25 protein-coding genes are annotated in these 25,319 nt (G+C 58.0%); 23 read left to right on the forward strand and 2 right to left on the reverse strand.

Annotated elements, in window-relative coordinates; all coding sequences use genetic code 11:
• The first annotated feature begins 151 nt into the window (after nt 1-151).
• The 7 genes from ACSEXS_RS02915 (at nt 152) to ACSEXS_RS02945 (ending at nt 6,077) form a co-directional block, all read left to right on the forward strand.
• Nucleotides 152-1,114, forward strand: a complete 963-nt coding sequence (locus ACSEXS_RS02915) for an aldolase catalytic domain-containing protein (protein WP_438431687.1) — start codon at nt 152-154, stop codon at nt 1,112-1,114.
• Nucleotides 1,115-1,410: 296 nt separating this feature from the next.
• The gene (gene uptA, locus ACSEXS_RS02920; protein ID WP_438431688.1) at nt 1,411-2,025 is read left to right on the forward strand and encodes an undecaprenyl phosphate transporter UptA; all 615 of its coding nucleotides are present in this window, start codon (nt 1,411-1,413) and stop codon (nt 2,023-2,025) included.
• A gap of 18 nt (nt 2,026-2,043) precedes the next feature.
• Nucleotides 2,044-2,610, forward strand: coding sequence for a thioredoxin family protein (locus tag ACSEXS_RS02925; RefSeq protein ID WP_438431689.1), 567 nt, complete (start codon nt 2,044-2,046; stop codon nt 2,608-2,610).
• Nucleotides 2,611-2,635: 25 nt separating this feature from the next.
• Entirely contained in the window at nt 2,636-3,262 is a 627-nt protein-coding gene (locus ACSEXS_RS02930) for an MBL fold metallo-hydrolase (protein ID WP_438431690.1), read from the forward strand.
• 102 nt (nt 3,263-3,364) lie between these two features.
• Nucleotides 3,365-3,745, forward strand: a complete 381-nt coding sequence (locus ACSEXS_RS02935; RefSeq protein WP_438431691.1) for an ATPase — start codon at nt 3,365-3,367, stop codon at nt 3,743-3,745.
• A 237-nt stretch (nt 3,746-3,982) separates the two neighbouring features.
• Nucleotides 3,983-4,498 carry a sigma-70 family RNA polymerase sigma factor gene (locus ACSEXS_RS02940; RefSeq protein ID WP_438431692.1) on the forward strand — a complete coding sequence of 172 codons (516 nt, stop codon included), beginning with the start codon at nt 3,983-3,985 and terminating at the stop codon, nt 4,496-4,498.
• The gene (locus tag ACSEXS_RS02945) at nt 4,491-6,077 is read left to right on the forward strand and encodes a DUF4179 domain-containing protein (protein WP_438431693.1); all 1,587 of its coding nucleotides are present in this window, start codon (nt 4,491-4,493) and stop codon (nt 6,075-6,077) included. Before ACSEXS_RS02940 ends, ACSEXS_RS02945 begins: the two co-directional genes overlap by 8 nt.
• Before the next feature lie 41 nt (nt 6,078-6,118).
• Here the strand turns inward: ACSEXS_RS02945 and ACSEXS_RS02950 are convergent, their stop codons facing one another.
• Both ACSEXS_RS02950 and ACSEXS_RS02955 read right to left on the reverse strand, forming a co-directional pair.
• On the reverse strand, nt 6,119-6,355 hold the full coding sequence (locus tag ACSEXS_RS02950) for a hypothetical protein (RefSeq protein ID WP_438431694.1): 237 nt from the start codon (nt 6,353-6,355) through the stop codon (nt 6,119-6,121).
• Nucleotides 6,356-6,506: 151 nt separating this feature from the next.
• Nucleotides 6,507-7,439 (reverse strand): aldo/keto reductase, encoded by a 933-nt coding sequence (locus ACSEXS_RS02955; protein ID WP_438433066.1) that lies wholly within the window; start codon nt 7,437-7,439, stop codon nt 6,507-6,509.
• A gap of 279 nt (nt 7,440-7,718) precedes the next feature.
• Here ACSEXS_RS02955 and ACSEXS_RS02960 point away from each other — a divergent pair, with 279 nt between their 5' ends.
• From ACSEXS_RS02960 to fabZ, 16 genes are all read left to right on the forward strand, one after another.
• Nucleotides 7,719-9,995 carry a hypothetical protein gene (locus tag ACSEXS_RS02960; protein WP_438431695.1) on the forward strand — a complete coding sequence of 759 codons (2,277 nt, stop codon included), beginning with the start codon at nt 7,719-7,721 and terminating at the stop codon, nt 9,993-9,995.
• A complete protein-coding gene (locus ACSEXS_RS02965) occupies nt 9,988-10,857 on the forward strand; it encodes a carbohydrate ABC transporter permease (RefSeq protein ID WP_438431696.1) in 870 nt (289 codons plus the stop codon). Before ACSEXS_RS02960 ends, ACSEXS_RS02965 begins: the two co-directional genes overlap by 8 nt.
• 9 nt (nt 10,858-10,866) lie before the next feature.
• Nucleotides 10,867-11,739, forward strand: a complete 873-nt coding sequence (locus ACSEXS_RS02970) for a carbohydrate ABC transporter permease (RefSeq protein ID WP_438431697.1) — start codon at nt 10,867-10,869, stop codon at nt 11,737-11,739.
• The gene (locus ACSEXS_RS02975) at nt 11,736-12,182 is read left to right on the forward strand and encodes a hypothetical protein (RefSeq protein ID WP_438431698.1); all 447 of its coding nucleotides are present in this window, start codon (nt 11,736-11,738) and stop codon (nt 12,180-12,182) included. Before ACSEXS_RS02970 ends, ACSEXS_RS02975 begins: the two co-directional genes overlap by 4 nt.
• Before the next feature lie 109 nt (nt 12,183-12,291).
• Nucleotides 12,292-12,564, forward strand: a complete 273-nt coding sequence (locus ACSEXS_RS02980) for a DUF1294 domain-containing protein (protein ID WP_438431699.1) — start codon at nt 12,292-12,294, stop codon at nt 12,562-12,564.
• A 47-nt stretch (nt 12,565-12,611) separates the two neighbouring features.
• Nucleotides 12,612-12,806: a hypothetical protein gene (locus tag ACSEXS_RS02985; RefSeq protein ID WP_438431700.1), complete on the forward strand. Its 195-nt coding sequence runs from the start codon at nt 12,612-12,614 to the stop codon at nt 12,804-12,806.
• 466 nt (nt 12,807-13,272) lie between these two features.
• Nucleotides 13,273-14,304 carry a phenylalanine--tRNA ligase subunit alpha gene (gene pheS, locus ACSEXS_RS02990; protein ID WP_438431701.1) on the forward strand — a complete coding sequence of 344 codons (1,032 nt, stop codon included), beginning with the start codon at nt 13,273-13,275 and terminating at the stop codon, nt 14,302-14,304.
• Between the two features lie 93 nt (nt 14,305-14,397).
• Nucleotides 14,398-16,836, forward strand: a complete 2,439-nt coding sequence (gene pheT, locus ACSEXS_RS02995) for a phenylalanine--tRNA ligase subunit beta (protein WP_438431702.1) — start codon at nt 14,398-14,400, stop codon at nt 16,834-16,836.
• A 60-nt stretch (nt 16,837-16,896) separates the two neighbouring features.
• Nucleotides 16,897-19,800 carry a cell division protein ZapA gene (gene zapA, locus ACSEXS_RS03000; protein WP_438431703.1) on the forward strand — a complete coding sequence of 968 codons (2,904 nt, stop codon included), beginning with the start codon at nt 16,897-16,899 and terminating at the stop codon, nt 19,798-19,800.
• Nucleotides 19,801-19,806: 6 nt separating this feature from the next.
• A complete protein-coding gene (locus tag ACSEXS_RS03005; protein WP_438431704.1) occupies nt 19,807-20,361 on the forward strand; it encodes a CvpA family protein in 555 nt (184 codons plus the stop codon).
• Nucleotides 20,351-21,025 (forward strand): ribose-5-phosphate isomerase RpiA, encoded by a 675-nt coding sequence (gene rpiA / locus ACSEXS_RS03010; protein WP_438431705.1) that lies wholly within the window; start codon nt 20,351-20,353, stop codon nt 21,023-21,025. The genes ACSEXS_RS03005 and rpiA overlap by 11 nt, the downstream gene beginning before the upstream one ends.
• Before the next feature lie 1,028 nt (nt 21,026-22,053).
• A complete protein-coding gene (locus tag ACSEXS_RS03015) occupies nt 22,054-22,716 on the forward strand; it encodes a 4'-phosphopantetheinyl transferase family protein (protein WP_438433067.1) in 663 nt (220 codons plus the stop codon).
• 19 nt (nt 22,717-22,735) lie between these two features.
• Complete coding sequence (locus ACSEXS_RS03020) at nt 22,736-23,311, forward strand: nitroreductase family protein (protein WP_438431706.1); 576 nt, start codon at nt 22,736-22,738, stop codon at nt 23,309-23,311.
• 47 nt (nt 23,312-23,358) lie between these two features.
• Nucleotides 23,359-23,646 carry an acyl carrier protein gene (locus ACSEXS_RS03025; RefSeq protein WP_438431707.1) on the forward strand — a complete coding sequence of 96 codons (288 nt, stop codon included), beginning with the start codon at nt 23,359-23,361 and terminating at the stop codon, nt 23,644-23,646.
• Complete coding sequence (locus ACSEXS_RS03030; protein WP_438431708.1) at nt 23,646-24,878, forward strand: beta-ketoacyl-[acyl-carrier-protein] synthase family protein; 1,233 nt, start codon at nt 23,646-23,648, stop codon at nt 24,876-24,878. The genes ACSEXS_RS03025 and ACSEXS_RS03030 overlap by 1 nt, the downstream gene beginning before the upstream one ends.
• Nucleotides 24,871-25,296, forward strand: coding sequence for a 3-hydroxyacyl-ACP dehydratase FabZ (gene fabZ / locus ACSEXS_RS03035; RefSeq protein ID WP_438431709.1), 426 nt, complete (start codon nt 24,871-24,873; stop codon nt 25,294-25,296). Before ACSEXS_RS03030 ends, fabZ begins: the two co-directional genes overlap by 8 nt.
• Nucleotides 25,297-25,319: the final 23 nt, after the last annotated feature.

The raw sequence follows: 25,319 nt of genomic DNA on the forward strand, positions 1-25,319 counted from the left end.
GACCGAGACTTTTCTTCCGGTGCGCGAGCGTGTCCCTTCCCCTTCCCCAGATGTTTATGTAAGGGCTCGTCCGGGCATTCCAATGCGGTTTGACAGACGGCCGAAGCCTGTGTTATAACTTGCAAAAACAATGCGGGAAGGGGACTCACCCATGAATCGAAGCGCAGCCAAAATACTGGATTGCACCATCCGGGACGGAGGTCTCGTCAACAACTGGGACTTCAGCGCGGACTTCGTTAAGGCCCTGTACAAGGGCTTGAGCGAGGCCGGGGTCGAGTATATGGAAATCGGGTACAAGAACTCGGCCAAATTGCTGAAGGGAGCGGAGGCCGGACCGTGGCGCTATCTGGATGAGGCGTTTCTGCGCGAAGTGATTCCCCACAAGTCCGCCACCAAGCTGTCCGCCTTGGTCGATATCGGCAGGGTCGACGAGAACGACATCCTGCCGCGAGAGGAATCCGTGCTCGACCTGATCCGCGTAGCCTGCTATGTCCGCGACGTGGGCAAAGGACTGGAGCTGGTGAATACCTTTCACGACAAAGGCTACGAGACGTCGATCAACATCATGGCGCTTTCCCATGTGCTTGAGCACGAGCTTGAGGAGGCGCTGGCCAAAATCGCCGAAAGCCCGGTGGACATCGTCTATGTCGTAGACTCCTACGGCAGCATGGACCCGCGGGACTACGGCCTGATGGTGGACAAATTCCGCGAGCTATTGCCGAACAAGCAGCTCGGCATTCACGCGCACAATAACCTGCAGCTCGCTTTCGCGAATACGATCACGGGGATCGACCACGGGGCCGTTTTCGCCGACGCTTCCGTATTCGGCATGGGCCGCGCCGCCGGCAACTGCAACACGGAGCTATTGATCAGTCATCTGGGCAGCACGCGCTACGAGCTCAGGCCGGTGCTCCAGGTAATCGAGGAGCATATGATCGACATCCGGCGCAAGTGGGAGTGGGGCTACAACATCCCTTACATGGTCTCGGGCGTGTTTGACGAGCATCCGCGCATGGCGATGGCGCTCCGCGCAAGCGAGAACCGGGACCGCTACCTCGAATTTTACGATACGTTGACCAACCCGGAAGCGATTGTCGCCAAAAAAGGCGACTGACGGGCGCTCGGCGCCTGAAGCAATCGGGATGGAAGCGGCATGCTGCGCGGCTTTCCCGTTCCCGTGGGAGACCCGTTTTTTCGCGGAGGCGCGCTCCCGAAGCCTGCCGCGAGCCGCCGGGTCCGGTGTTCCGTCGCCGGTCCCTTTTATCCGCGGAAAGCGCAACGGAAGACCCACGTTCCCCTTGTTTATTTTTAGGAGACATTAAGGTTTCATAATTCCCCCCGGGTTATGATAGAATGGTAGAAACCAATGTCGGGACAAGAGGGAACGACTATCCGGAAGGCAGGTTGACAATGGGCCACTTTGTTACGCAAATTTTGGACTTTTTGACCGGACTGGGTTATTGGGGCATCATGCTCGGTCTCATGATCGAGATCATCCCGAGCGAGATCGTGCTCGCATATGCCGGGTTCCTGGTCGCGCAGGGCGAAATCAACTACTTCGAAGCGATTCTCTTCGGCACCATCGGCTGCTTGATCGCCCAGATTTTTATCTACTGGATCGGCCTGTACGGCGGTCGCCCGGTCGTCGAGAAGTGGGGCAAGTATATTCATCTGAAGAAAAAGCATATCGATATGGCGGAGGGCTGGTTCCAGAAGTACGGCGGCGGCGTCATCTTCGCGGCGCGGTTTATCCCCGTCGTCCGGCAGGCCATTTCCATTCCGGCCGGCCTCGCCAAGATGCCGCTGTGGAAATTCTCGGTGCTGACCACTCTCGCCAGCGTCATCTGGAGCGCTCTGTTCGTCTGGCTGGGCGAACGGCTGTACAGCCTCGGCAAGAGCTGGACGGACATTCACGAGCTGTCCAAGCAATATACCGTGCCGTTTATCGTCGCGGCCGTCGGCCTCATGGCTCTTTATTTCCTCATCAAGGTATTGCTCAACAACCGCAAGAAAACCAAGGCCTGATTAAGGAGGAACCGCGATATGGCGAAAAATGTAGCCGGCTCCATCGGCGCCGGGCTGAAGCCCGCCGTCTTCATCGACGGGATGCAGAAGAACCGGGAGGCGTTCCTCGATTACTACACCTCCTTCGAGTGGCCGAGCGAGGACGACCGGCTGTTCTTCGAATCGCTCCGAAACCGCGATGACCTGCGCTGCCTGATTCTCGCCGCCGAATGGTGCGGCGATGTTGTCCGCAACGTCCCCGTCGTATTTCGCACGCTGGAGAATAGCGGCATCCCGTTGGAAGTGCTCGTGATCGAGCAGCACCCCGAGGTGATGGACCAGTTCCTTACCATGGGCGGCCGGGCGATCCCGATCGTCCTCTTCGCCGACACCGGCGGCTATGTGCTCGGGCAGTGGGGACCGCGTCCGGCTCATGTCCAGGAAGCGATGACGGCCTTCAAGACGGCCAATCCCGACCGGGAAGCGCCGGACTATCAGGAGAAGCTGCAGGCGACCCGGGAAGAGATGGGCCGTCGCTACGGCGACGGCACCGCATATCAGGCCGTCATCGTGAAGGAGCTGCGCTCGCTGCTCTCTTCGTTCTAAACTATCCGAAACGGAGCTTGTACGCATGACCCTACAGATTGAAACGCTGGTGCTCGGTCCGCTCCAGACCAACGCTTATCTGGTGAAGGATCCGGAGACGAACCGGGCGGTTGTCATCGACCCCGGCATGAAGCCGGGAGCTTTGCTTAAGCGGATAGAGTCGCTTGACGTAGATGCCATCCTGCTCACCCACGCCCATTTCGACCACATGGCCGGAGTGGACGAGGTGAGGGACGCCAAGCAGTGCCCCGTCTACCTGCATGGGCTCGAATCGGAGTGGATGACCGATCCGAAGAAGAACGGCTCGGCCCGCTGGCCGGGCGTCGGCGGTCCGATCACGGCCCGGCCCGCCGAATACGAGCTGGCCGACGGCCAGACGCTGAAGCTGCTGGGTGGCGAATTTCGCGTGCTGCACACGCCCGGACATTCGCCCGGCAGCGTCGGCTTCCTCTGGCAGGACAAGCTGTTCGGCGGCGATACGCTGTTCCGGCTCGGTGTCGGTCGCACCGACCTCTACGGCGGCAGCGACCGCGAGCTGCACGATTCGCTGCACGGCAAGCTGTTCAAGCTGGCGGACGACGTTCAGGTGCTTCCCGGCCATGGGCCGCGGACGACCATCGGGTATGAACGGGCCAACAATCCGTATGCTTAAGCGGAGCCAAAGGACAGCGCTGAAACAAATCGGTTCGTCCTTCGTATAAAGAAAAAAAGCGATAAGTCGCATCCGCAGGGGATGTCAAAGGGGGAAGACAGGATGCTGCGACTGGGTCAGAAGGTTTATTTCGTGGGAGATTCGCTGGAGCAAGGACTGCCCGTGGAGGATTACGGGTACGTCATCGCCTATGACCGCAACGCCGATAACATATTCGATTACGTCGTTCGGATTCCCAAGCTGAACCGGCATGTGCTGGTTCCCGCTGCGGATATCGAACGCGAGGAAGTACTGCTGGAGCAGGAAGCCGACCGCGTCGAGCGCGAGGCGCTGATCGACTTCGCCCTTGCGACGCGCAACGAGGAGCTGTTCTACCGCCTCATGAACGGCGAGCCGGAGGCCGCTCCGGCCGAGGAGCCGGCGAAGGAAATCACCAGCCGCGATGAATTCATCAAGCAGATCAACCTGAAAGCCTGGATCTGAAACAGGGTCCGGACAGGTGCAAGAAAGGCAGCCTTCTCTTCCCGGGAAGGGCTGCCTTTTTTTTGTGAGGGCCGACCGTTGCAGCCGACCGGTTGGGTCGATTGGATCGATTTAACCGGCTTGCTCGGATGGGAGTTGGGTCTTTTCAAAATCTATCCGCAAAAAAAGTCCGCTCCGGAAAAACCGATTCGCTCCCACCGCAGTCTAATGGGAAAGAAGAAGCACAGGAGGACGAACGTGAGCATAACGCAATGGGCTGCCGAGGCCCGCAAGGGAGATGACGAAGCGTTCGCGAAGCTGGCCGGCTCCTGCCAGGAACGGCTCTACCGGATCGCGTACGCTTACCTGAAAAATGAAGCGGATGCGCTGGAGGCCGTCCAGGAGACCGTGTGCCGAGCGTATACGAAAATTCGCAAGCTCAAGCAGCCCGAGTATTTCCTAACCTGGATCACGCGAATTCTGTTGAATTATTGCGCCGACGAGGCAAAGCGGCGTTCGCGTTCGTTCCGCCCGCTGGCCGAATACGACGCGGGCGTCTGGGATGCAACAGCCGACCCGGACCTGGCGGCGGCCATCGAAGGGTTGGATGAGAAGTATCGGCGGATCGTGGTGCTGATGTATTTCGAGGGCTTTACGCTGACGGAGATCGCCCGGATTCTCGAGCTGCCGGACGGAACGGTCAAAACACGGCTGCACAAGGCGCTCGGCGAGCTGCGCCGCCATTTGGGGGAAGGGGAGTGGAACCATGCCTGAGGAGAAGGGCCGACGGTGGACGGCTGGCGGAGAAGAACGGAGCGGGGCAGAGAAGGACGGCAGCGGCACGAGTAGCCGGCAAGAGCTGAATCTCACCGAGCAGGAGGACGACAGTGCGAGCGGCGGTGAAGAGCGGGTCCGAGCGGAAAAGGTGCTCGCCAGCGCCGGAGGCGTGGAGGATACGTTAATCCTGGCGGAATCGGACCAGGACGCCAGGGGCAGCGGACAGGGCGAGCTTGGCGTAGATACACCAGCTAATCCGCTCTCCGAACTGCGCAAGGAGTATGGCGCGATCGCCATCCCCGCCGGGCTGGACGGAGCGGTTGCCACTGGTCTAGCGCGGGCCAAGCGCAGGCGGCGTTCCCGTCGGCGCTCGCGGGCGGCGGCCTGGACAGCGGCGGCGGTGTTGCTGCTCTTCATCGGCAGCGTTCGCGTATCGCCGGTCTTCGCCTCTTACCTGGAGAAGATTCCGGGGATGGAGGGGTTCGTCCAATTCTTCTCCCAGGACAAAGGGCTTCAGCTCGCCGTGGACAACGACCTTCTGCAGAAGGTGGACAAAGCCGACAGCCACGACGGCCTGACCTTCCGGGTGGACGGGGTCGTCGCCGACGAAGCGCGGATCGTGGTTTTCTATACGCTGAAGGCGGAACCAGGCAAAGCGATTCCAGACTCACAAACGTTTAATCTGCAGATGTATGATGAATCCGGTTCGCGCATCCGGGAAGGTTATGTCTTCTCCAGCGGGTCCTCGGCTACGGAGGAGAGCGAGCAGACCGGAAAACTGGAGATTGAATTTGACGAAGCAACGAAGGCTCGTCCTGTGCGATTGGATATCACGTTTTCTCGGCAAAACGAGGGGATTGCTTTCGGCCCTGGATTTACGGTTTCCTTCCCATTGGATACCGAGAAATTCGCCGGCCTAAAGCGGGAGATCGCCGTTAATAAAGCTTTTGAATCGGCGGGGCAGAAGTTTGTGGTCGAGGAAGCGGTATTCTACCCAACGAGAATGAAGCTGACGATCCGGTTCGATCCTGCCAATCCGCTTCATATCTTTGGATTAACCGGACTGAAGCTGAAGGATGAAGAAGGACGGACATGGACGACTTCAACGGCCAGCCTGGGTACCGATCGGCAGACTTATTTTTTCGAGAGCACTTACTATACCCGCCCGCATCGGCTGACGCTGGAAGGAACCGGAGTGAACGCCCTTTCCGAAGCCGAACGGCCGATCAAGCTGGATTTGGCGGGCAACCGACTCATCAGCGGGCCATCCAACCTGCTGTCCGCGGATTCGGTGCTGGACGGCGCCAAACGCCGGATTACTCTTCGGGTCCGCGTGTCGCCGGGGGACAACAGCGGAGTGAGCATCGAAAAGGCGACGGACGGGGCGGGACGGGTGTTCGAAACGCACTTAATGGAAACTCATTCGAGCACCGACAGCAACGACCGTGACAGGGAGTTGACTTTCGTATTCGAGAACGGGGCGGAGATGAAGGATACGCTGACGATGATTCCGAGCTGGTTCCCCGCTTTGCTGGAGTCCCCATTCTCGGTGGAGTTCGAGACTCCTTTCAAGTAAGCGGGCCACAGGCAGAACGCGGCTCAACTTGCCCAATGGGATTACAGCCGCGTCGCCGGTTCCAGACCGGTAGGCTCCCCCTGCATCTCCTCCAGCGCCTCCCGCAGAGCGTCGGGATCAATGTTCGGTACGTCGAACAGATGGCGGGCCGCCTCCAGATAGGCAAGGACATCGCCGGAATCGGCCTGCAACAAGTAGGCAGCCAGCATGGTCTTCAGTTCCTCCTCGGTAAACGCATACTGATCGAGATAGGCAATGATTCGGTTTAGCGAACTCAAGGAAACCGCACTTCCTTTCCCGGAGAATGGGCACGATCGTCTCGCATTACCGCTACTTACCCGTCCCTCACGATTATCGACTCACCTTTTACACGCCAAAAGAGGCGGACCTTCTCCCGAACGGAGAAGCCCGCCTCTTTTTTCAACGTTGCTACTCCTGCGGCTCGTCCTTCCACGCCTGCAGGTGATTGTCGCTCAGCAGTTCGACCGCGACGGCGTTCGCCTCGACCTGCGCCGTATCCTTGCAGCCGGGAATCACGGCGCTCACCGCATCATGCTTCAGGCACCAGGCGAGCGCCCAGGCTGCCATTGAGGTGCCTTCCGGCACTTCGTTGCGCCGGATTTCCTCCACCAGCCGCAGCTTGGCGTCGGTCGCTTCCCGGTCGTGCCGGTGCCGGACGTCGTCGGACCCGAACACGGCGCCTGGCTTATACTTGCCACTCAGGTAGCCGCTCGCCAGCGGCACCCGCGCCAGTACGCCGAGGTCTTGCTCGCGGCAGGACGGGAAGACTTCGGCTTCCGGACCGCGTTCCAGCCGATTGTACACGACCTGGATCGCTTCCGCTCCGACGCGCGTCGCGGCGGAGGTTTGATGAATATTCGTATTCGCGCCGATGGAGATGCCGAGGTGGCGGATTTTGCCCGCTTCCACCTGTTTGGACAGCGCGGTCCAGAGATCGTCGCGGTCGAACGAGGCATCCGGCCCGGAGTGGAATTGATACAGGTCGATATAGTCCGTGCCGAGGGCGCGCAGCGAGCCCTCCAGTTGGCGGATGACGTCATCCGGATCGTAGACGTCGGTCCGGGAGAAGGGACCATGGAAGTGATGGCCGAACTTGGTCGCCACCACCCAGTCCTCGCGGCGGTCGTGCTTGAGGAATCCGCCGATCCGCTCCTCCGACAGATGATCGCCGTAGCACTCCGCCGTGTCGATCAGGTTGATGCCGAGCTCCTTGGCTCGGCCGAGAATGCGGTCGGCGTCTTCCTGGCCGAACTGCTTGCCCCACTCACCGCCGAACTGCCAGGTGCCTACGCCGACGACGGACACCTTCAGGCCGGTCTTGCCCAGCCTGCGATATTTCATTGCCATGGGTTGCTCCTCCTTGGAATGCAGAGTAGTGGACAGGCTGACTTGCTCCTGTAAGTTTACCTCATGAAGACAAGAGGATCAAAACGGCCCAAGACAAAAGCTCGGCCGCCGCCGGATTAGAGATTAAAGATTCCGCTCGAATAAGGAAGAATTTTGTTCCGTTAACAATATTATTGATAGAAAATGGATGGATGTGGTATTGTGTGCTTGCATTAGGGGTTGTGGAAACTCTTTTCATGGTATTTGGAGGTTTTAAGTGAAGGAGGTTTAGCTTTGCGCTACACCATTCGCGTCACAAAGCTGGTTCTTTTCTGCTTAATGCTAACCCTTTTGCTTGTTGGCTGCCGCTCAGAAGACAACCCAGATACTCTCGGGAATCTTTATGAAGAGAAGGAAATCCCGGTAGACTCTTTCGTCCATTCGCTCTATAGTGTAAAACCGGATAAAGCCGTCAGCGGACGTTTTCTTCTTGCGCTTTATAACGAGGAAGTTAGGACTTTCCAGTTAGCTTATGCGGATGCCTCGTTCGCCAAGTTGGACTATGTGGAGAATGATCTTCATTCCATAACCGATTATCGCAATGTGTTGGAGCAACCGAAAGCAGAGTACGGAGTAGGCGACCACCCGATCTTCGACACAGATCCACAAGGTTCGATCTATCTGCTTGAATATCGGATCGAGCGGGGAGATCAACCGTTGATGAATAGCAGATTCGTGTTCATTTACGATAAGACCGGACATTTTAAAGACAGAATGCCCGTCAAGGGAACCTCCGCGCTGCAAAATTTTACCCCCTTCAAGCTGGAAGTTAGCAAGGATAAGATGATTCTGGTCGGAAACAACGGCATCCAGATTCTCGATCTTGGAGGAAGTCTCTTGTCGGAGGTGAGACTTGGGTCTACGAAAGCGCTGAATGCGCACCGGGGCGAAGAGCTAACCCTGCCGAGCGGGACCATTGTCGATGCGGTCTGGATGGATAACGGAACATTGGCCGTTCTGCAGCAGTCGAGCGGGGGGGGCGCGACGCTTTCCGCTTACCGCTTGGATTTGAAGCAGACGAGTTGGAGCACTTCGCTTCCCGAAGGATTCTTCATCCGCGGCGTCTTCTATGACTCCGCTGCTCGCATCCTTTATGCAGGCTCACCCGATCGCATTCTTTCCCATGATACAAGCGGCGGATTTGTAGAAGAGACGATCCGGTTTGACTCTTACCAATCCGGCTCCTATACGGCTGCCTTTCTGCAAGGAGACGAAACGCTGGAACTTGGACCCTTCTTCTTAACCGGGAATAAGGAGTGGAAGGCGTTCTTTCGGACAACCCAAGCGCCACGGCTGATCTCGAAAGGGTATTCTTATCGCCAACTGACCGGAAAAGAACGCACGCAAAGACTGGCTGCGATCGAGAGCGAGGAGAAGGAGAAAAAAGTCCTGCAAGTCCTCGTACCCTTTCCGGACAATGCCATAAAACAGAAGGTTGCCGCTTACGAGAAGCAGCATCGGGATATCAAGGTGGAGCTGTCTTATTTCCGGGAATCCGACCAGGACTTCAATACGGAAGATTATAAGCAATTTATCAGCCTTCAATTGTTCACCGGGAAGAGGAAGTGGGACCTCATGGCCACTCAGTTTCTTCCCTATAAGAATTATCTGGACAAGGATTTGTTCGCCGATGTGGTAGAGGCAGCTCCTTCTCTATGGGAGAGGGAAAAGCAAGCCTTCCTCCCCAATATCGTCAAGGCAATCACTCGTGGTGGCAAGGTTTCGATCATTCCCTCCCGCATCTCTATGATTACGGTCATGGCTGATCGAACTGCTGCAGAATCTCTTTCTCCAACGAATTACAAATGGGCGGACTTAGCAAGGTTGGGTCAAGAATTCAAGACCAGGAACCCGGCTGTTAAGCTGTGGTATATGAATGCCAAACGAAAGGACTCTTTTGTTAATCGATATCAGATGACGATTGATGGATTTTCACAAGACATGCTGGACACCCGGGAAAAGGAAAACCAGACGGCCCTGATTTCCCAATTTCTTGATGTCATCAAAACGACAGGCAGAGAAGGCGACTATGCCGATCCACCCCAGGATAAACCGTTATTTATTGTCGATTATTTCTTTATGCAGGATTTCCTGATCAATTTGGATCTTTATACGGATGGCAAAGTCTTGCTGGGAGAGCCCGCTATGGAACGATCGGGAAGACACTCCTTTTTGATTCAGGAAGGGTATGCCGTCAACAAAACCAGTGATCGGCAGCAAGAAGCGTTTGAGCTGGCTTTTTTCCTGTCGCGGTATGGGGAGCAGAACAATATCATTCGTCAGGATACCTATGAGAATTTGCTCAAGATGGAGGGGATGACCCCCGAGAAGGAAGCCGCGATCATGGAGGTGCGCAACATAACGGGAAGTCTGGATACATTAAACTACCTTGACCATAGGGTAACGGACGCCATTCTCTATACGGCGGAGCAGTATGATTCCGGGATGATCGACAAAGACGCAGCCATCCAGACCATTCAAGAGAAGCTCTGGTTGTACCTCCATGAATAAGAAACGGCTGCGACTTCAGCGAAGAACTCTCCCCTGGCTTCTGATTCTTCCTCATCTCGGGGGAGTTGTTCTCTTTTATGTGTATCCGTTTCTATGGAGTCTTCAATACAGCTTCCGAAGCCGAAACGGGCTTAGCCTCGATGTCTATCGAGACCTTGTTCAGAACGATGCTTTCCGCTTGGCAATGCGAAATACGGCTCTCTTCACCGGACTTGCCGTCCCGCTCCTTTTATTGGTATCGTTTGCCGTCGCGATGGCTCTTCATCTTGTGTTGAAGGGGAGCCGATTGATCCTGCATCTGGTTATCCTCTATTATGCCGTGCCGTCGATTTCCATCGCCTATACTTGGACCCTCCTGTTCGCCAACTCCGGACTTTTCAACCGAGGTGCTGCCTTCGTTATGGGAGTTGCCCCCCTAAACTGGCTGGACGGCAGTTGGCTGTTTGTTCCGCTAGTCAGCTTCTTCTTGGTCAAGTACAGTGCTTACCCCATCTTAATTCTCTTTGCCGGGTTAGGCGCCATTCCCGGGGAGCTTTACGAGGAAGCCGAGATGGGAGGAGCAACATTTTGGCAGAAGACGCGCTATTTGACGCTGCCGCTCCTTGCCCCTGAACTCGGTTTTGCGGCAGTTCTGGGCTTTTACTTCTCTTTGCGAGTCTACAAGGATGCTTATGCGATGTTTGGCGCCTATCCGCCGAAATCGGTTTATCTGCTGCAACACTTTATGAATAACAACTTTATCAGCCTTCACCTGGAGCGGTTAACGGCAGCCTCCAGTCTGACCGCTGTCTTTGTTGCCATTGTCATTCTCTTCTTTTTCCAACGAAACCGCTCCGCTTATTTTCCACAAACCGAAAAATGAGGACAAGTCATGATCATCAAACCATGGAGAGTTCGCTTGCGATGGCTTCAAGTTGTTCCGACGCTGCTCCTTGCCGTTCTATTGAGCGGGCCTTTGTTTTTTTTATTCCACTATGCCATCGCTGAGCCGGAGCGTGTGGAGCGGATAGTAGCATCGCTGAAAACCGTCGCCGCCGAACAGTCCTTGTTCACTTGGCAGATCGACCTACGGGAATTTGCTCGGATCGGGACGCAAAGCAACATCTTTGCCACAGGATTCCTAAATTCCCTGTTGTACAGCCTGGCAAGCGCGGGTGGACAACTGTTGTTCGCCTTTCCGGCGGCATTATTTCTGGCCCTCTTCCCGGGAAAAGCCAAGCGAATTCTGCTCCCGCTTTATTTAATCCTCATGCTGCTTCCCTTCCAGGCTACCGTCGTTCCGACTTATCTGACCTTGGATGAGTTGAACTTGCTCGATCATGCCTTCGGGATCATTCTACCGCAATGGTTTCTGCCCTTTTCCGTGGTTATGCTCTATCTGTTCCTGATTCAAATCCCTGCGGACAGTTTGGAAGCGGCGAAGGTGGACGGAGCGAGCTTCTTTCACGTCGTGCGGCATATGGTTATCCCCCTGACTCGCAATGGGGTTGGCTCCATTCTCCTCTTACAGTTGATAGACTCGTGGAACATGCTGGAGCAGCCGCTGTTCTTTCTGGAATCCCAATCCCGCATGCCGCTAGCGATCCTGATCCGGCAATCGCTGGAGCAAGCGCCCAGTGAATCTTTTGGTCCTTCGCTGCTCTTCCTGCTTCCAGCTCTGGCTGTCTACGTGCTCTTTTATCCTTCTATCGTCACGGGAATGCAGAGTCTTTTCCAGGATGGGAGAAAGAAGGGGATGACATGATGGGAGGACCGGTTTCTTGGAAGCGACGATTAGGGCTGTCTGCGGTCTTGATCGTCCTGTTGTCTTTCTCCGTTCAGATGGTTCGCATCACCGCCTATTCCGGAAAGGGGACAGAGGTTTTCGTCACCAGAGTCCCTCTCGCTTCCTTGGAGAATTCCATTCAAGTCCGGATCGTTCCCAAGGAGGCCGTCTTTAAGCGGGAAGAGCACTGGTACGTTTATGAAGTAGAGCAGAAAACCAACTATTGGCTGAGAGGAACGTATGCCCTTCAAAAAGAGGTTACTCTTTTGGAGGAGGGAACGGCGGACTATACGATTTCGATTATGGGCAAGAACGGAGACCCGTTGCAAAACGAGTTGGAAGCCAGGGACTGGAGGGTGGTGTTGAATCCGAGTAAGCTGAAGGGGAAAATGGAACAGAAAGTGCGGGTTGCCAATCCGTAATCCTGTAGGAATAGGGAGCGTCCGAAGTTTACAGGGTTGACGCAAGGCGCCTCCTGTTTCACAATGAAAAGAATCAGCCTCATGGCGAGAAAACAGGAGGCCTGCCGCAATGTTTGTTCTGATCGGTTATTTGGTGATCGTCAATCTTTTTGGTTTTGCCCTCATGGGCAACGACAAAGCGCGCGCCAAGCGGCGGAAGCGCCGCATTCCCGAGCGAAGGCTGTTCCTGACGGCTTTTTTCGGCGGGGCGCTTGGCGTCTTGCTCGGCATGAACCGATTCCGGCATAAAACTTTACATCCTTCGTTCAAGTACGGTATACCGCTGTTGCTCGTTCTGAACGCGGCCGTTGCTGCTTTTCTGTTTCGCATTGTCGGCGGTTAGGCTGCCTGGCTCCGGCATTAAACCTTGTTCGATAGGATGTGTTAGGTATGAGTGTGGACAAGCAGCGTTGGCGGAAGCCGGAAGACGAGGAAGCCGAACAGGTGCAACGGTTTCGCTTTGAACGGGATGAATGGGAGGAGCCGAGCGGGGAACGGAGAATGCGGATCGTCCGGATCGCCATATGGGCCTTGACGTTCGTCGCTGCAATCGCCGCCGCTATCTGGATCAAGCAGATCGGGTAACGGCAAAAATGGGCTCCGCCCGCGCCGCCTGAGCCTTGCAATCCGCGGCCGGCTTGCCTATAATGAAACGTAATAGACGGACGGGTCACGCGATCGGCGTACCGTTCGGCACGAAATGCTGGGATGGAGAAGAGTACGCAGTACGCCGCAACAGGGAGAAGACGCCGGAGATTGAGAGCGTCTTTCGCGGGAACGGCTGCCGAAGTTCGCTCCGGAGCAGTCGCTTGAACGCCCATTCGGGCCAGTAGAGCGGACCGGCCACGAGCCGTTATCCTCGTGAGAGCAAGTTCGACTGACGCGACCGGAACCCCGGCCTGCGGGCGGCGGCTTGGAATAAGGGTGGTACCACGACGTCTTCGTCCCTTCGGGGGATGAACGGCGTCTTTTTATTTTCGCCGGATGCCTTCCGCAGGCGAAAGCGCGTTAAGGAAAAAAGCGAACGAACAGCAAAGGGGCGAAAGGGATCATGAAAGAGCGTTTGATGGAACTGAAGCAGGCGGCCCTCCGGGAGCTGGAGGCGGCGAGAGGCAGCCAGATGCTGAGCGACCTGCGGGTCAAGTATCTGGGCAAGAAAGGCCCGCTTACCGAGGTGCTGCGGGGGATGGGCGCTTTGAGCGCGGAGGAGCGTCCGGTCATCGGACAGGTGGCCAACGACGTGCGGCAGGCGATCGAAGAGAAGCTGAACGCCCTGCAGGCGGAGCTGGCGCGCCGCGAGAACGAAGAGAAGCTGAAGAGCGAGACGATCGACGTCACCCTGCCGGGGCGGCCGTCGCCCGCGGGCACCGTGCATCCGATCAGCCGGGTGGTGCAGGAGATCGAGGATATCTTCGTCGGCATGGGCTATACGGTCGAGGAAGGGCCGGAGGTCGAGCAGGATTATTACAATTTTGAAGCGTTGAACCTGCCGAAGAACCATCCCGCGCGAGATATGCAGGATACTTTCTACCTGACCGAGGAGTTACTGCTCCGTACGCACACATCCCCGGTCCAGGTGAGGACGATGGAGCGGCGCAAGGGCGAGGTGCCGGTCAAGATCATCTGCCCGGGTAAGGTTTACCGGCGCGACGAGGATGACGCCAGCCATTCCCACCAGTTCACCCAGATTGAAGGCCTGGTGATCGACAAGGGCATCCGCATGAGCGACCTCAAGGGCACGCTTCTGCAGTTCGCCCGCGAGATGTTCGGCCCGGACGTGCAGATTCGGCTGCGTCCCAGCTTCTTCCCGTTCACGGAACCGAGCGCCGAGGTGGATATCTCCTGTATGTGCGGCGGCAAGGGCTGCCGGACCTGCAAAGGAACCGGCTGGATCGAAATCCTCGGTTCCGGCATGGTACACCCGAACGTGCTGCGCATGGGCGGCTACGATCCGGAGGTCTACAGCGGCTTCGCCTTCGGGATGGGACCGGAGCGGATCGCCATGCTGAAATACGGAATTAACGACATCCGCAATTTCTATACCGGGGACCTTCGCTTCCTGAAGCAGTTCGACCGGATTTGACCGGCTTCTATCCACGGCAGACCGGATAGGCTAGGCACACATGATGGGAACGAAGAGTATAAGGACGATAACGAAAAGGGACGTGACGAATCCATGAAGGCATCCTATAGATGGCTGTCCGAGTATGTGGACATGACCGGCTGCACCGCCGATGAGCTTGCGGAGAAGCTGACCCGCAGCGGCGTAGAGGTCGATGAGGTGGAGAAGCTTAACAAAGGCGTGGAGGGAGTCGTAGTCGGCTATGTGGCCGAGAAAGTCAAGCATCCCGATGCCGACAAGCTGAACGTTTGTACCGTGGACGTCGGCGGCGAAGCTCCTCTGCAGATTGTCTGCGGAGCGAAGAACGTAGCGGCCGGGCAAAAGGTGCCGGTGGCGATGATCGGCGCCAAGCTGCCGGATGGGCTGACGATCAAGCGGGCGAAGCTGCGCGGCGTGGAATCCCAGGGAATGATCTGCTCCGCCAAGGAGCTCGGCCTGAACGACAAGTTCCTGCCGAAGGAAATTCAGGAGGGCATTCTCGTACTGCCGGAAGGCACGCCGGTCGGCGCCAGCGTCCTCGAAGTATTGAACATCGACGACGAGGTGCTGGAGCTCGACCTCACGCCGAACCGCTCCGATTGCCTGAGCATGATCGGCACCGCTTACGAGGTGGCCGCCATTCTCAGCCGCGGAGTGAAGCTGCCCGATCCGCGCGAAGGCCTCGTCGAGGAGGAGCCGACCGCGGCATCGCTCCTGGAGGTATCGATCAGCGCGCCGGAAGCCTGCGACCGTTACCTCGCCCGCGTGATCGACGGCGTCAAGATCGGGCCGTCCCCGCTGTGGATGCAGAACCGCTTAATGGCGGCGGGTGTGCGCCCGATCAATAACGTGGTGGACATCACCAACTATGTTATGCTGGAGTATGGTCAGCCGCTGCACGCCTTCGATGCCGGGAAGCTCGCAGGCGGCCGGATCGACGTCCGCTTCGCCGCGCCCGGCGAGAAGCTCGTCACGCTCGACGGAGCGGAACGCGAGTTGACTCCGTCGATGCTGCTTGTCACCGACGCCGAGAAGCCGATTGCCATCGCCGGCGTCATGGGCGGCGAGAATTCCGAAGTGACGGCGGATACGGTCCGCATCGTGCTCGAATCCGCCAAATTCTCCGGCTCGTCGGTGCGCCGCACCTCGCGGCAGCTCGGCCTTCGCTCGGAAGCGAGCTTGCGTTTCGAGAAGGAAGTCAACCCCGAAGCGGTTGCGGATGCGCTTGACCGCGCGGCGGCCCTGATGTGCCGTTATGCCGGAGGCCGGGCCAAAACGGGAATCGCCGAAGCGGCAGCCCGTGCGGCTCAGCCGGTCTCTATCCACTTGACGCTCGACAAGGTCAACGGCTATCTCGGAACCTCGCTTACGGAAGAGGAGGTTCGCCATGTGCTGGACCGCCTGCATGTTGCCTATGAAGTCGACGGTGAAGCATTCCGCGTGACCGCTCCGGGCCGCCGCGGCGACATCACCCAGGCGGTCGACCTGATCGAAGAAATCGCCCGCCTGCACGGGTATGACAATATCCCGACGACGCTCATGAACGGGGTCACCACGCCGGGATCGCTTTCCCCGGCCCAGAAGATTCGCCGCTCTGTGCGGCAGCTGCTCGCGGCGAGCGGCTTGAACGAAGCGATCACCTATTCGTTCACGCAGCCGTCTGCCCGCGACCGCTTTCCCGGGGCTTATCCCGAATCGAAGCTGATCCCGCTCGCCATGCCGATGAGCGAGGAACGCAGCGTGCTGCGCACGAGCCTGATCCCGGGGCTTATCGCCGTCGCCGAATACAACGGCAATCGCTCGCAAACGGATGTCGCCCTGTTCGAGATCGGCAAGGTCTTCCTGACGGACGAAGCCGAGCTTACCCGGCAGCCGGTCGAGAAGCAGCTGCTTTCCGCGATCCTCATCGGCAACCGCACCGCCCCGCATTGGCAGGTGAAGCCGGGCAAGGTGGATTTCTACGACCTGAAGGGCATTCTGGAGAAAATCACGGCGGCGATCGGCATTGAAAGCGTCGTGTACCGCGCCTCTTCTCCGCAAGGCTGGCACCCCGGCCGCACGGCGGATGTTCTGGCGGTGAAAGAAGGAGAAGAAGTTCTCCTGGGACGCATCGGCCAGCTTCATCCCGAGCTCACCGGAGACCTGCCGGGCGAAGCGTATTTGATGGAACTGGAGCTCGACACCCTGATCGGGCTGGCCGGTCCGACGGTCACTTATCAAACCCTGGCCCGCTTCCCGGCGGTTACCCGCGACCTGGCACTCGTGGTCGGAAGCGAAGTTCCCGTCGGCGAGCTTCTGGCGACGGCGCGCGCTGCGGCCGGACCGCTGCTGGAAGCGAGCGGCGTATTCGATATCTACACGGGCGAACGGCTGGGAGCGGACCGCAAGAGCGTCGCGCTGTCCTTGGTCTACCGTCACCCGGAAAGAACATTGACGGATGAAGAAGTCAGCCTTGCCCAAAGCAACGTGCTGGCCGCGCTGGAACAAAGTTTTGCCGCGGAACTGCGGAAATAAAGGCAGGAACCGGGACCGTTCTGCGCGAATAGGTAAACGAACGCGAGAGGAGGTCTTTCCATGGCAGGTGAAGAGAAGACACGGCTTACCGTTGACATATACGGAACGACATACAAATTGAAGGGCAGCTCCAGTCCGGGTTACATGAAACGGGTGGCCGCCCAGGTCAATGAGCAGATGCATCACATCGCCGGCTCCAACGAGCGGTACGACACGACCAAGATCGCGGTGCTTGCCGCCGTGAACATGGCGGATGAACTGACAAAGGTGCGGGATCGGCTCGACGAACTCGCCGCCGATTGGGAACGGCTTGCGGCAAGCGAGCAGAGCCTGCGGGCGGCCGCGGAGGAAGCCGAGAAGCTGCGCGAGACGACTGCGGCCCAAGAGACCGAGCTCGTCGAGTTCCGCAAGCAAGAGGCCGCATGGCGGTCTGAGCGTGAGACGCTCGCATCCGAGCGCGATGCCTCCCGCTCCGCACAGGACGAAGCGGCGCGGCGCAGCGAGGAGTTGGCCGCGCGGCTTGGCGAGCTGGAGGAACGGCTTGCTGCGGGACAGCAGGCGCTGGAGGAAGCGGAGCTCGCCCTTGCGCTCGCCCGCGAAGAGCATGAGGGCGAGACATCCCGCTTCACCGAAGAGAGCGCCAAGTTGACCCGCCGAGTCGAAGAATTGACGGGCGAGCTGGCGAAGGCCTCGGAGCGCATCAAGGAATACGAGAATGTGCGCCATTCCCTCATGCAGGAGCGCAAGTCGCTTCAGGATAAAGCCTCCGCTCAAGGAACGGAGCTCGCCGGCCTGCGCCGGGAGCTGGAACAGGCGGCGGCCCGGTTGACTGCGCTGGAAAGCGCGGAGAAGCGCGCCCGCGAGCAGCTGGAAGCGGCGCGGGCGAACCACGCCAAAGCGGTTCAAGAGAGGGAAGCCGCCCATGCGGCGGAACTAACTAAGCTGAAAGAGTCGCACGCCGGCGAGCTCGCCGGGTTGAAGACGGCCCACGACGCGGAGATTGCCGCTTATCTGGAAGAGAGCGAGAAGGAAGCCGCCGAGAAGGAGCGGCTCCATGCAGCCGAGCTCACTCGGCTGCAGGAGACCCGCTCGGCGGAGATCCTTGAGCTGCAAGTCGCCCATGCCGCGGAACTCGAACGGCTGAAGGACGAAACGGAGCGCGAACGCAAGAGTCTGCTGGAGGAGCATGAGCGGGAGCGATCCGAGCTGAGCGCCTTGCTGCGGGAAGCGGAGGAAGAGCTCTCCGCGCAAGCAGAGCGCCTCGCTGCGGAGTACCGCAGCGAACAGGAAGAAGCGGCAGCCCGGCATGCCGAGGAATTGGAACACAAGGACGTGTTCCTCTCCGAGGAGCTGGATCGGCTGCGCTCCGAGCAGGCTGCTGCTCTGGCCGAGCAGGAGCGTACGCAGCAGGCCGAACTCGAGCGCGCGGCGGCGGAAGCCGGCGAGCTGCGCGAGCGGCTGGCCGAGCAGGAGCGTGCGCAGCAGGCGGAGCTTGAGCGCACGGCGGCGGAAGCCGGCGAGCTGCGCGAGCGGCTGGCCGAGCAGGAGCATGCGCAGCAGGCGGAGCTCAAGCGCGCAGTGGCGGAAGCCGGCGAGCTGCGCGAGCGGCTGGCTGAGCAAGAGCGTGCGCAGCAGGCAGAGCTTGAGCGCACGGCGGCGGAAGCTGGCGAGCTGCGCGAGCGGCTGGCCGAGCAAGAGCGTGCGCAGCAGGCGGAGCTTGAGCGCGCGACGGCGGAAGCCGGCGAGCTGCGCGAGCGACTGGCCGAGCAGGAGCATGCGCAGCAGGCCGAACTCGAGCGCGCGGCGGCGGAAGCCGGCGAGCTGCGTGAGCGACTGGCGGCGGCCGAGGACGCCTTTGTCCGTGGGCGTGAGGATGCCGACGCCGAACAGCGTCGCTTGGCAGGCGCCCTGGAGGAGGCAAGGAACGAATTCCGCGGCAAGGAAGCGGAATTTGCCGCCTGGAAGCAGAGCAAGGAAGAGGAGACCGACGCTTTGTTCCGCGACTTGGAAGCGGACTTGACCCGTCAACTCGCCGCAAAGGATGCCGAGTTGACCGAGCTTCGGCAGCAGCTCGCGCGTCAGCAAGCCGAAGCTGCCGACCAACTCGCAGGCAAGCAGGCCGAGGCGTCCCGCGAATTGTCGCAGCTGGACGAAGAGCTGACTGCGCTTAAGACCGAGCGCGAGGCGCTGCTCACGACGCTTCAAGCCCGCGAGGAAGCTGCGGCCGCCTTGGCCGAACAGACTCGCACAGCCGAAGACCGGCTGGCCGAGCTGGAGCGGCTGCACGCGGGTGAACGCACCGGCGCAGCGGAGCTGCGAGCCGAGCTTGACGAGCTGCGGACCCAAACAGAACAAGCGCGGACCGAACAAGAACGCAAGGCTCAAGAGCTGCGCGACACATTCGACCGCGAGCGGGTGAGCTGGAGCGAGGAGAAGGACCAGCTTGAGTACGCCCTCTTGGGGCTTCGCCGCGAATTGAATTTGGCGGCGGAGCGCGACAAGCGGGCCGCGGCGCTCGAAAGCCGCGTGTCCGAGCAGGAAGACGAACTGGCTCAGCTTCGGAGACAGGCGGAAGTCGAATCGGCCGAGCTCACCGACCTGCGGTGTCGAGCCGATGGACAAGCAGCCGAGCTTGCCGAGCTGCGCACTCTGGCGGATGGCAGAGCCGCCGAACTGAACGAGGCGGCGAACCGCGCAGCCGAGCTGGAAGAGCTGGCCGCCGAGCGGGCCTCGCAGTTGGCCGAGCTGCAGCAGCTCGCCGACGGCCTGAGCGAGGAACGGGAGCGACTCGCGGAGGCTTTGCGGAACGAGCGGGACAAACACGCCCGCCAAGGCGAGTCTGACGCCGAGCTCGCCGTCCAATATGAAGCGCTGCAGCATGAGTATGAGTTATTGAAGAAAGAATACAACGAGTGGATAGAGCTCGTCATGGAAGAAACTTCGGAAGAAGCGAGCCGCAAGTAGCGCCTCATGAATGCCATTGATGTTGCGATCGGCGCGGTGCTCTTGCTGGCTTTTGTCCTTGGCTGGCGGCGCGGACTGGTGACCCAACTGGTCTCGCTTGCCAGCTTCATCATTGCCGGGTATGCTGCGTATCGGCTTACTCCCGTCTTTTTGCCACATCTGGAACGTTGGTTGCCTCCGGACATCCTATCGGGAATCGGCCATTACGAGACGAAGCTCGGCCGATTCGATTGGGAACAGCCGCTGCTGAAGGCGATGGCGTTCATTCTCATTCTGCTCGCAGTGAAGCTTGCGCTCACCCTCTTGGGGTATTTGCTGAACGCCATCGCACGGGTGCCCGGTTTGAATGGACTGAACCGACTGGCGGGCGGAGCGCTGGCCTTGCTGGAAGCAATGGTTCTGGTCAGCTTATTGGTTTACGCGCTCTCGGCGGTGCCGGGCGACGGATTCCGCCGGACCATGGCGCAATCTCGAGCGGTGGAGTTGATCATGGACCAAGTTCCCGATGTGCTCCAAGACTTCGACAGCCGCTTGAACGGAGGGAAGGAAGATGGACCGTAAGCGATTGGCGGCCGAGAAAGCCGTCGGCTATGTTCGGGATGGAATGATGGTCGGCCTCGGTACGGGGTCCACGGCGTATTGGGCAATCCGCGAGCTGGGACGCCGGGTGAAGGAAGGCTTGTCCATCCGGGCGATCGCCACCTCGAAACAGTCGGAAGCGCATGCCCGCCGGCTGGGGATTCCAATCGTCTCCTTCTCGGACTTTGAGAGTATTGACATCACCATCGACGGAGCCGATGAGATCGATGATCGGCTGCAGGTGATCAAGGGCGGCGGGGGAGCCCTCCTGCGGGAAAAAATCGTCGCCAGCGCCTCGAACGAGCTGATCATTATCGTCGACGACGAAAAGCCCGTAAACCAGTTAGGCGCGTTTCCTCTGCCGGTCGAGGTCGTCCCCTTCGGAAGCGAGCTGACCCTTCGGCGTCTGCAGGCGCTTGGCTGCAGGCCGGTACTGCGGCAGCAGGAGGACGCACCGTTTATGACGGACAACGGCAATTACACGGTGGATTGTCATTTTGGTCAAATCGGGAATCCGGTGGAGCTGCACGCAGAGATCAATGCCATTGTCGGCGTCGTGGACAACGGCCTGTTCCTCAATATGGCGAGCCGCGTCATCATCGGCCGAGCGGACGGCACCGTAACCGAGCGGCTCAGGCAGGCATAAGCGAAATAGAGCGAATCAAGGACGGCTAGGGCTGAAATTGATTCGCTTTTCGCGTTGGTGCGAATGTGAAGCTCCCATGAAAAGCCCGGACCTTTCGCACCTCAGATTTTATCGAAACAGATCGAAAAATCTTTTTTGTATCGTTTGTCAAGGATCAACCCTTATCAGAATCAGATGAGTTTTCTTCAAAAACGACCGTACCGATATCTGTACGGGATAAGTGATGTGATTTTTCGCAGTCGCACCTCGTATGAGGTGCGTGGATTGAAACGGTCGGACACCTACCAACAAAAGCTCTGGATAAAGCCGCATCTCTTCCATAAGGTGGTTCGTAAGACGTCCGCAAGGACGTCTTTTTTGCGTGGGGGCGTGCCCCGAGGCACGAATCTTCTAGCCGGTGAAAGTCCGGCCGCGGGAGGGGCCAAGCCCCGAGGCACGCATCTTCTAGCCGGTGAAAGTCCGGTCGCGGGAGGGGCTAAGCCCCCGTGCAGCTGGGATGCCTGCGTACGGCGAAATCCGTGCGTAGAAGCGTATCGACGAAAGTACCGGTCGGAGACAGGGCGAGCGACATGCCAGGCCGAAACATGAAGTGAATCCTGCCGTGTCGTCAAAAAGGCCTCGTAAGAGGGACAGGAGGAAGCCGAACCTTGCTACATGGGGTGAGGGCGGAAGCTGCTTGGAACTTGGAGTGGCAGCGAAGAATCCTTCGGCGTAGAGGGATCGGCATGGCATGAAAGAGGATGCAGTGAACGGGGAGACCCTGGAACTGACCCCATAAAGTGAGACAAATTCGCCCTCCATCGGGGTAGGCCGCGTTGAAGTTGGCGTTGTCCAATTATACATATTGCTATTCACATTTACAGATCATAATTGAAAGAAAAGAGGCGAAATGATAAAATTCGTTAATAACTTACACTTTATTCCTTGGATAATTTGCCCATACTTTACACCGGTTAAGAAGTCGCGAGGGCCATCAGATGGTCATTTATATGACGAAAATATGCAACCGGCTGGATGATAGCCTCTTAATGCTGCTGCTAGAGAGAATCGAGCAATCTAGAAGACTCAGGGTTCTGCAGCAAGCGCAGCGAAAAGGCACCTATGAAACGCTGCTATCCGATGTCCTGCTCCGAACGCTCCTCGTGGAGCAGCTTAACCTGTCGAATCATGCTATTCAGATTACCAGGACCCCGTTTGGAAAACCAATGCTAGCTGGATACCCGGGGGTCCATTTCAATCTTTCACACACTAGGAAATGGGTGGTCTGCGGCCTGCACAGCGAACCGGTCGGGGTTGATGTGGAGAGGATCAAGAGCGGACGGGTGGGGGCCGCCGAGCTTCTATGCGGTGTTGAGGAGCTCGAGAGGCTTCATCTCCTGAGGGACTGGGAACAGGACCTGTATCTGTGCAGGCTGTGGTCCTTAAAGGAGAGTTATGTGAAAGCGCTTGGATTGGGTTTGCGGAAGATTCCCCTGAAGTCTATTCGCATTCACGCTCAGAGCTCCAGTATGGATTCCTTGACCTATGGAACCATGTACTTTCACACACGCCGTATTGATCCGGACCACATCTTGTCGTATTGCTCCCCGCATCCGATGGGCAAACCAGCTGCACTTATCTATCGGGACTCCTATGCCATGATGCAGCAATTCGCAGCCTGCAGTAGTCCCCTAGGGCCAAAAAGTGAATGAATCCGAGGAGATGATGGACATGATGGCGGTTTCCACAGCGATTCGAGACCGAAGAAGTATCAGGATTTTTCGTAAAGATCCTGTCTCCAAACAGGCATTAGAGGAGATCATCGACGCCGGAATTCTGGCCCCCTCCGCCCATAACAGGCAGCCGTGGAGGTTCGTGGTGCTCCAGGAGGAGAGCAAGCCGGCATTCGAGGCACTGCTCACCGATGTGATGAAGACCTATGCGGCCATGGGGAAGCAGACAGGAACCCTGAAGCGATCCATCGGCTGTATTCGAAGGGCAAGCGCAGCCATTCTCGTGTTCAACCCGTATGGATACGAGGAGACGGAGTCTGAACCGTTCACACGGCTTGAATATGTGTCGGATATTCAATCCCTTGGGGCGTGCATTCAGAATATGCTGCTGGCTGCCCATGCTCTGGGGCTCGGGTCCCTATGGATTGGCGATGTGCTGTACGGCCAGCAGGAAATTGCCGCATGGGCCAACATCAGCGGTGAATTGATCGCTTGCATCTGCTTCGGTTATCCAGACGAGGAGCCTCTCGCAAGGCCGCGCTTGGAAAGACAGGAAGTAGCGTTCTTTAAGTGAGATTGTGATTGTTATCACATTTAAAACAAGTAAGGGAGATGTCGATGATGTCCACGATTCAAAACGAAGACTTGGCTTTGGAGCAAAAGATTAAGCATATGATTATTGAGAGGCTGGGCTTGGACATTACGCCTGAGGATATTGATCCCAGCGCACCGATCTTTGGTACGGATAAGGAAGGTAAGGGCCTCGACCTAGACTCCGTGGATGCCCTGGAGCTTGTTGTCGGCATTAGGGAAGTTTTCGGAATCAAGCACCAAAGCGATGATCTCTCCGTTCTGGAGAATGTTCAGTCGATTGCTGCCTTTATTCGCGGCCATAACGGACAGGCATGATGATATTTCAGGATAACAATCGGGCAGTCGTAACCGGAATTGGCGTTATTGCCGCAAACGGATTATCCAGAGAACCATTTTACCAGTCGATCATAGGTGGAGCGAGCGGGCTCCGTGAATCGGAGATGCTGCGAAGGCTTGAGACAAGAAGCATCATTGCCGGTGAGGTCCCCATGGATTTCGAGGAAATGGAGGAGCCTAGTGACAACGAGAAGATCACGACAATGGCCTATCTTGCGTTGAGCGAGGCATTCGAAGACAGCGGTGTCTGCAGAGAGGAGATCGAGTCCCTGCACATGCGAGCCGGGCTTTCCTTCTCGACCTCCCTGGCAGGCAATCAGAAGACCCTGCGCTACATGAAGAACAAGCGGGAACAGAAGCAGAATGATCCCCGGTGGCTGGTTGAGAAGAACTCGAGCACATCTCGAATTGCCCATTATGCGGGAGTCCGTGGTCCTGTCTACACTACCATGTCCGCTTGTGCGGCGGGAACCGCCGGAGCTGGGCTCGCCATGGAGCAGATTCGCAACGGTACAGCAGATGTCGTGGTGGTTGTGGGTGCGGATCCTCTGACGGAATTTTCCCCTGCGGGGTTTCACAGCCTTAAATCCATGAGTATTACCGGCTGTCGTCCTTTCGACAAGGACAGGGATGGGATGTCCCTCGGGGAAGGCGCAGCTGCCTTCATCGTGGAATCGCTGCGGCGGGCAAGGGATAGAGGGGCACACATCTACGGTGAGCTCTGCGGGTATGGGCTCGGCAATGACGCTTATCATATGACCAGTCCTGACCCCAACGGAACAGGCGCTTATCGGACGATGAAGATGGCGTTGGAGGATGCCCGGGTATCCCTTGAGGAGCTGGATTATATCAATGCCCACGGCACAGCCACGGAGCTCAACGACGTGATGGAAACCAATGCCTTGACCAAGCTGTATGGAGATAGTCCCAAGAAATCCGAGGTTATGATCTCCTCGACGAAATCCATGACCGGGCATTGTCTGGGGGCTGCAGGAAGTGTGGAGCTGGCTGTCGTGCTTCTGGCCCTGGACCGGGGCATGGTTCCTGGGACGGCGAAGCTTGAGGAACCGGCGGAGGACTTCCAATGCTTCCGTCTGATTAAGGAATCCGTAGCAGCGAACATCGATTACGCCATGTCTAATTCCTTTGCGTTTGCGGGCAATACCTCCAGCATCGTCGTTGGGAAGGTAGAGGAGGAGAACAATGGATAGTAAGAGCATCATGGGGTATTTCCCCCAGCGCTTTCCTTTCCTGATGGTAGATCGGGTGTTGGAAATCCGCTATATGGAGAGCTCCAAAGGGGCAAAGAATGTAAGTATGAATGAACCGTGGGTTGTCGGCCACTTCCCGGATGAGCCTCTTTTCCCCGGTGCGATGATCGTGGAAACCATGGGCCAAATAGGAGGGCTTATCTTCTGCGACCCGGAGAGCGACATCCGGCAACGCAAGGGCTATCTCTGCGGTGCGGACAAGCTGAAATTCATCCGCAAGGTAGTTCCCGGGGATGTACTGGTCGTTGAGGCGCAGCTTGTCGAGAGCATTGCCCACATGGCCCGTGTGAAATGTGTGGCAAAGGTATCCGACCAGGTGGTTGCTTCCGGACTGCTGTCCTACGCGTTTGCCCAATAAACGGATGAGGTGGAAGTGCAAAA

The sequence above is a fragment of the Gorillibacterium terrae genome (genome assembly GCF_051594785.1).
Taxonomy (GTDB): domain Bacteria; phylum Bacillota; class Bacilli; order Paenibacillales; family NBRC-103111; genus Gorillibacterium.

What these genes read in the sequence shown, in the direction of transcription:
- ACSEXS_RS02915 (WP_438431687.1), top strand. Translation starts at nt 152, where the DNA reads ATGAATCGAAGCGCAGCCAAAATACTGGATTGCACCATCCGGGACGGA.
- uptA (WP_438431688.1), top strand. Translation starts at nt 1,411, where the DNA reads ATGGGCCACTTTGTTACGCAAATTTTGGACTTTTTGACCGGACTGGGT.
- ACSEXS_RS02925 (WP_438431689.1), top strand. Translation starts at nt 2,044, where the DNA reads ATGGCGAAAAATGTAGCCGGCTCCATCGGCGCCGGGCTGAAGCCCGCC.
- ACSEXS_RS02930 (WP_438431690.1), top strand. Translation starts at nt 2,636, where the DNA reads ATGACCCTACAGATTGAAACGCTGGTGCTCGGTCCGCTCCAGACCAAC.
- ACSEXS_RS02935 (WP_438431691.1), top strand. Translation starts at nt 3,365, where the DNA reads ATGCTGCGACTGGGTCAGAAGGTTTATTTCGTGGGAGATTCGCTGGAG.
- ACSEXS_RS02945 (WP_438431693.1), top strand. Translation starts at nt 4,491, where the DNA reads ATGCCTGAGGAGAAGGGCCGACGGTGGACGGCTGGCGGAGAAGAACGG.
- ACSEXS_RS02955 (WP_438433066.1), bottom strand. Translation starts at nt 7,439, where the DNA reads ATGAAATATCGCAGGCTGGGCAAGACCGGCCTGAAGGTGTCCGTCGTC.
- ACSEXS_RS02965 (WP_438431696.1), top strand. Translation starts at nt 9,988, where the DNA reads ATGAATAAGAAACGGCTGCGACTTCAGCGAAGAACTCTCCCCTGGCTT.
- ACSEXS_RS02970 (WP_438431697.1), top strand. Translation starts at nt 10,867, where the DNA reads ATGATCATCAAACCATGGAGAGTTCGCTTGCGATGGCTTCAAGTTGTT.
- ACSEXS_RS02975 (WP_438431698.1), top strand. Translation starts at nt 11,736, where the DNA reads ATGATGGGAGGACCGGTTTCTTGGAAGCGACGATTAGGGCTGTCTGCG.
- ACSEXS_RS02980 (WP_438431699.1), top strand. Translation starts at nt 12,292, where the DNA reads ATGTTTGTTCTGATCGGTTATTTGGTGATCGTCAATCTTTTTGGTTTT.
- ACSEXS_RS02985 (WP_438431700.1), top strand. Translation starts at nt 12,612, where the DNA reads ATGAGTGTGGACAAGCAGCGTTGGCGGAAGCCGGAAGACGAGGAAGCC.
- pheS (WP_438431701.1), top strand. Translation starts at nt 13,273, where the DNA reads ATGAAAGAGCGTTTGATGGAACTGAAGCAGGCGGCCCTCCGGGAGCTG.
- pheT (WP_438431702.1), top strand. Translation starts at nt 14,398, where the DNA reads ATGAAGGCATCCTATAGATGGCTGTCCGAGTATGTGGACATGACCGGC.
- zapA (WP_438431703.1), top strand. Translation starts at nt 16,897, where the DNA reads ATGGCAGGTGAAGAGAAGACACGGCTTACCGTTGACATATACGGAACG.
- ACSEXS_RS03005 (WP_438431704.1), top strand. Translation starts at nt 19,807, where the DNA reads ATGAATGCCATTGATGTTGCGATCGGCGCGGTGCTCTTGCTGGCTTTT.
- rpiA (WP_438431705.1), top strand. Translation starts at nt 20,351, where the DNA reads ATGGACCGTAAGCGATTGGCGGCCGAGAAAGCCGTCGGCTATGTTCGG.
- ACSEXS_RS03015 (WP_438433067.1), top strand. Translation starts at nt 22,054, where the DNA reads ATGCTGCTGCTAGAGAGAATCGAGCAATCTAGAAGACTCAGGGTTCTG.
- ACSEXS_RS03020 (WP_438431706.1), top strand. Translation starts at nt 22,736, where the DNA reads ATGATGGCGGTTTCCACAGCGATTCGAGACCGAAGAAGTATCAGGATT.
- ACSEXS_RS03025 (WP_438431707.1), top strand. Translation starts at nt 23,359, where the DNA reads ATGTCCACGATTCAAAACGAAGACTTGGCTTTGGAGCAAAAGATTAAG.
- ACSEXS_RS03030 (WP_438431708.1), top strand. Translation starts at nt 23,646, where the DNA reads ATGATATTTCAGGATAACAATCGGGCAGTCGTAACCGGAATTGGCGTT.
- fabZ (WP_438431709.1), top strand. Translation starts at nt 24,871, where the DNA reads ATGGATAGTAAGAGCATCATGGGGTATTTCCCCCAGCGCTTTCCTTTC.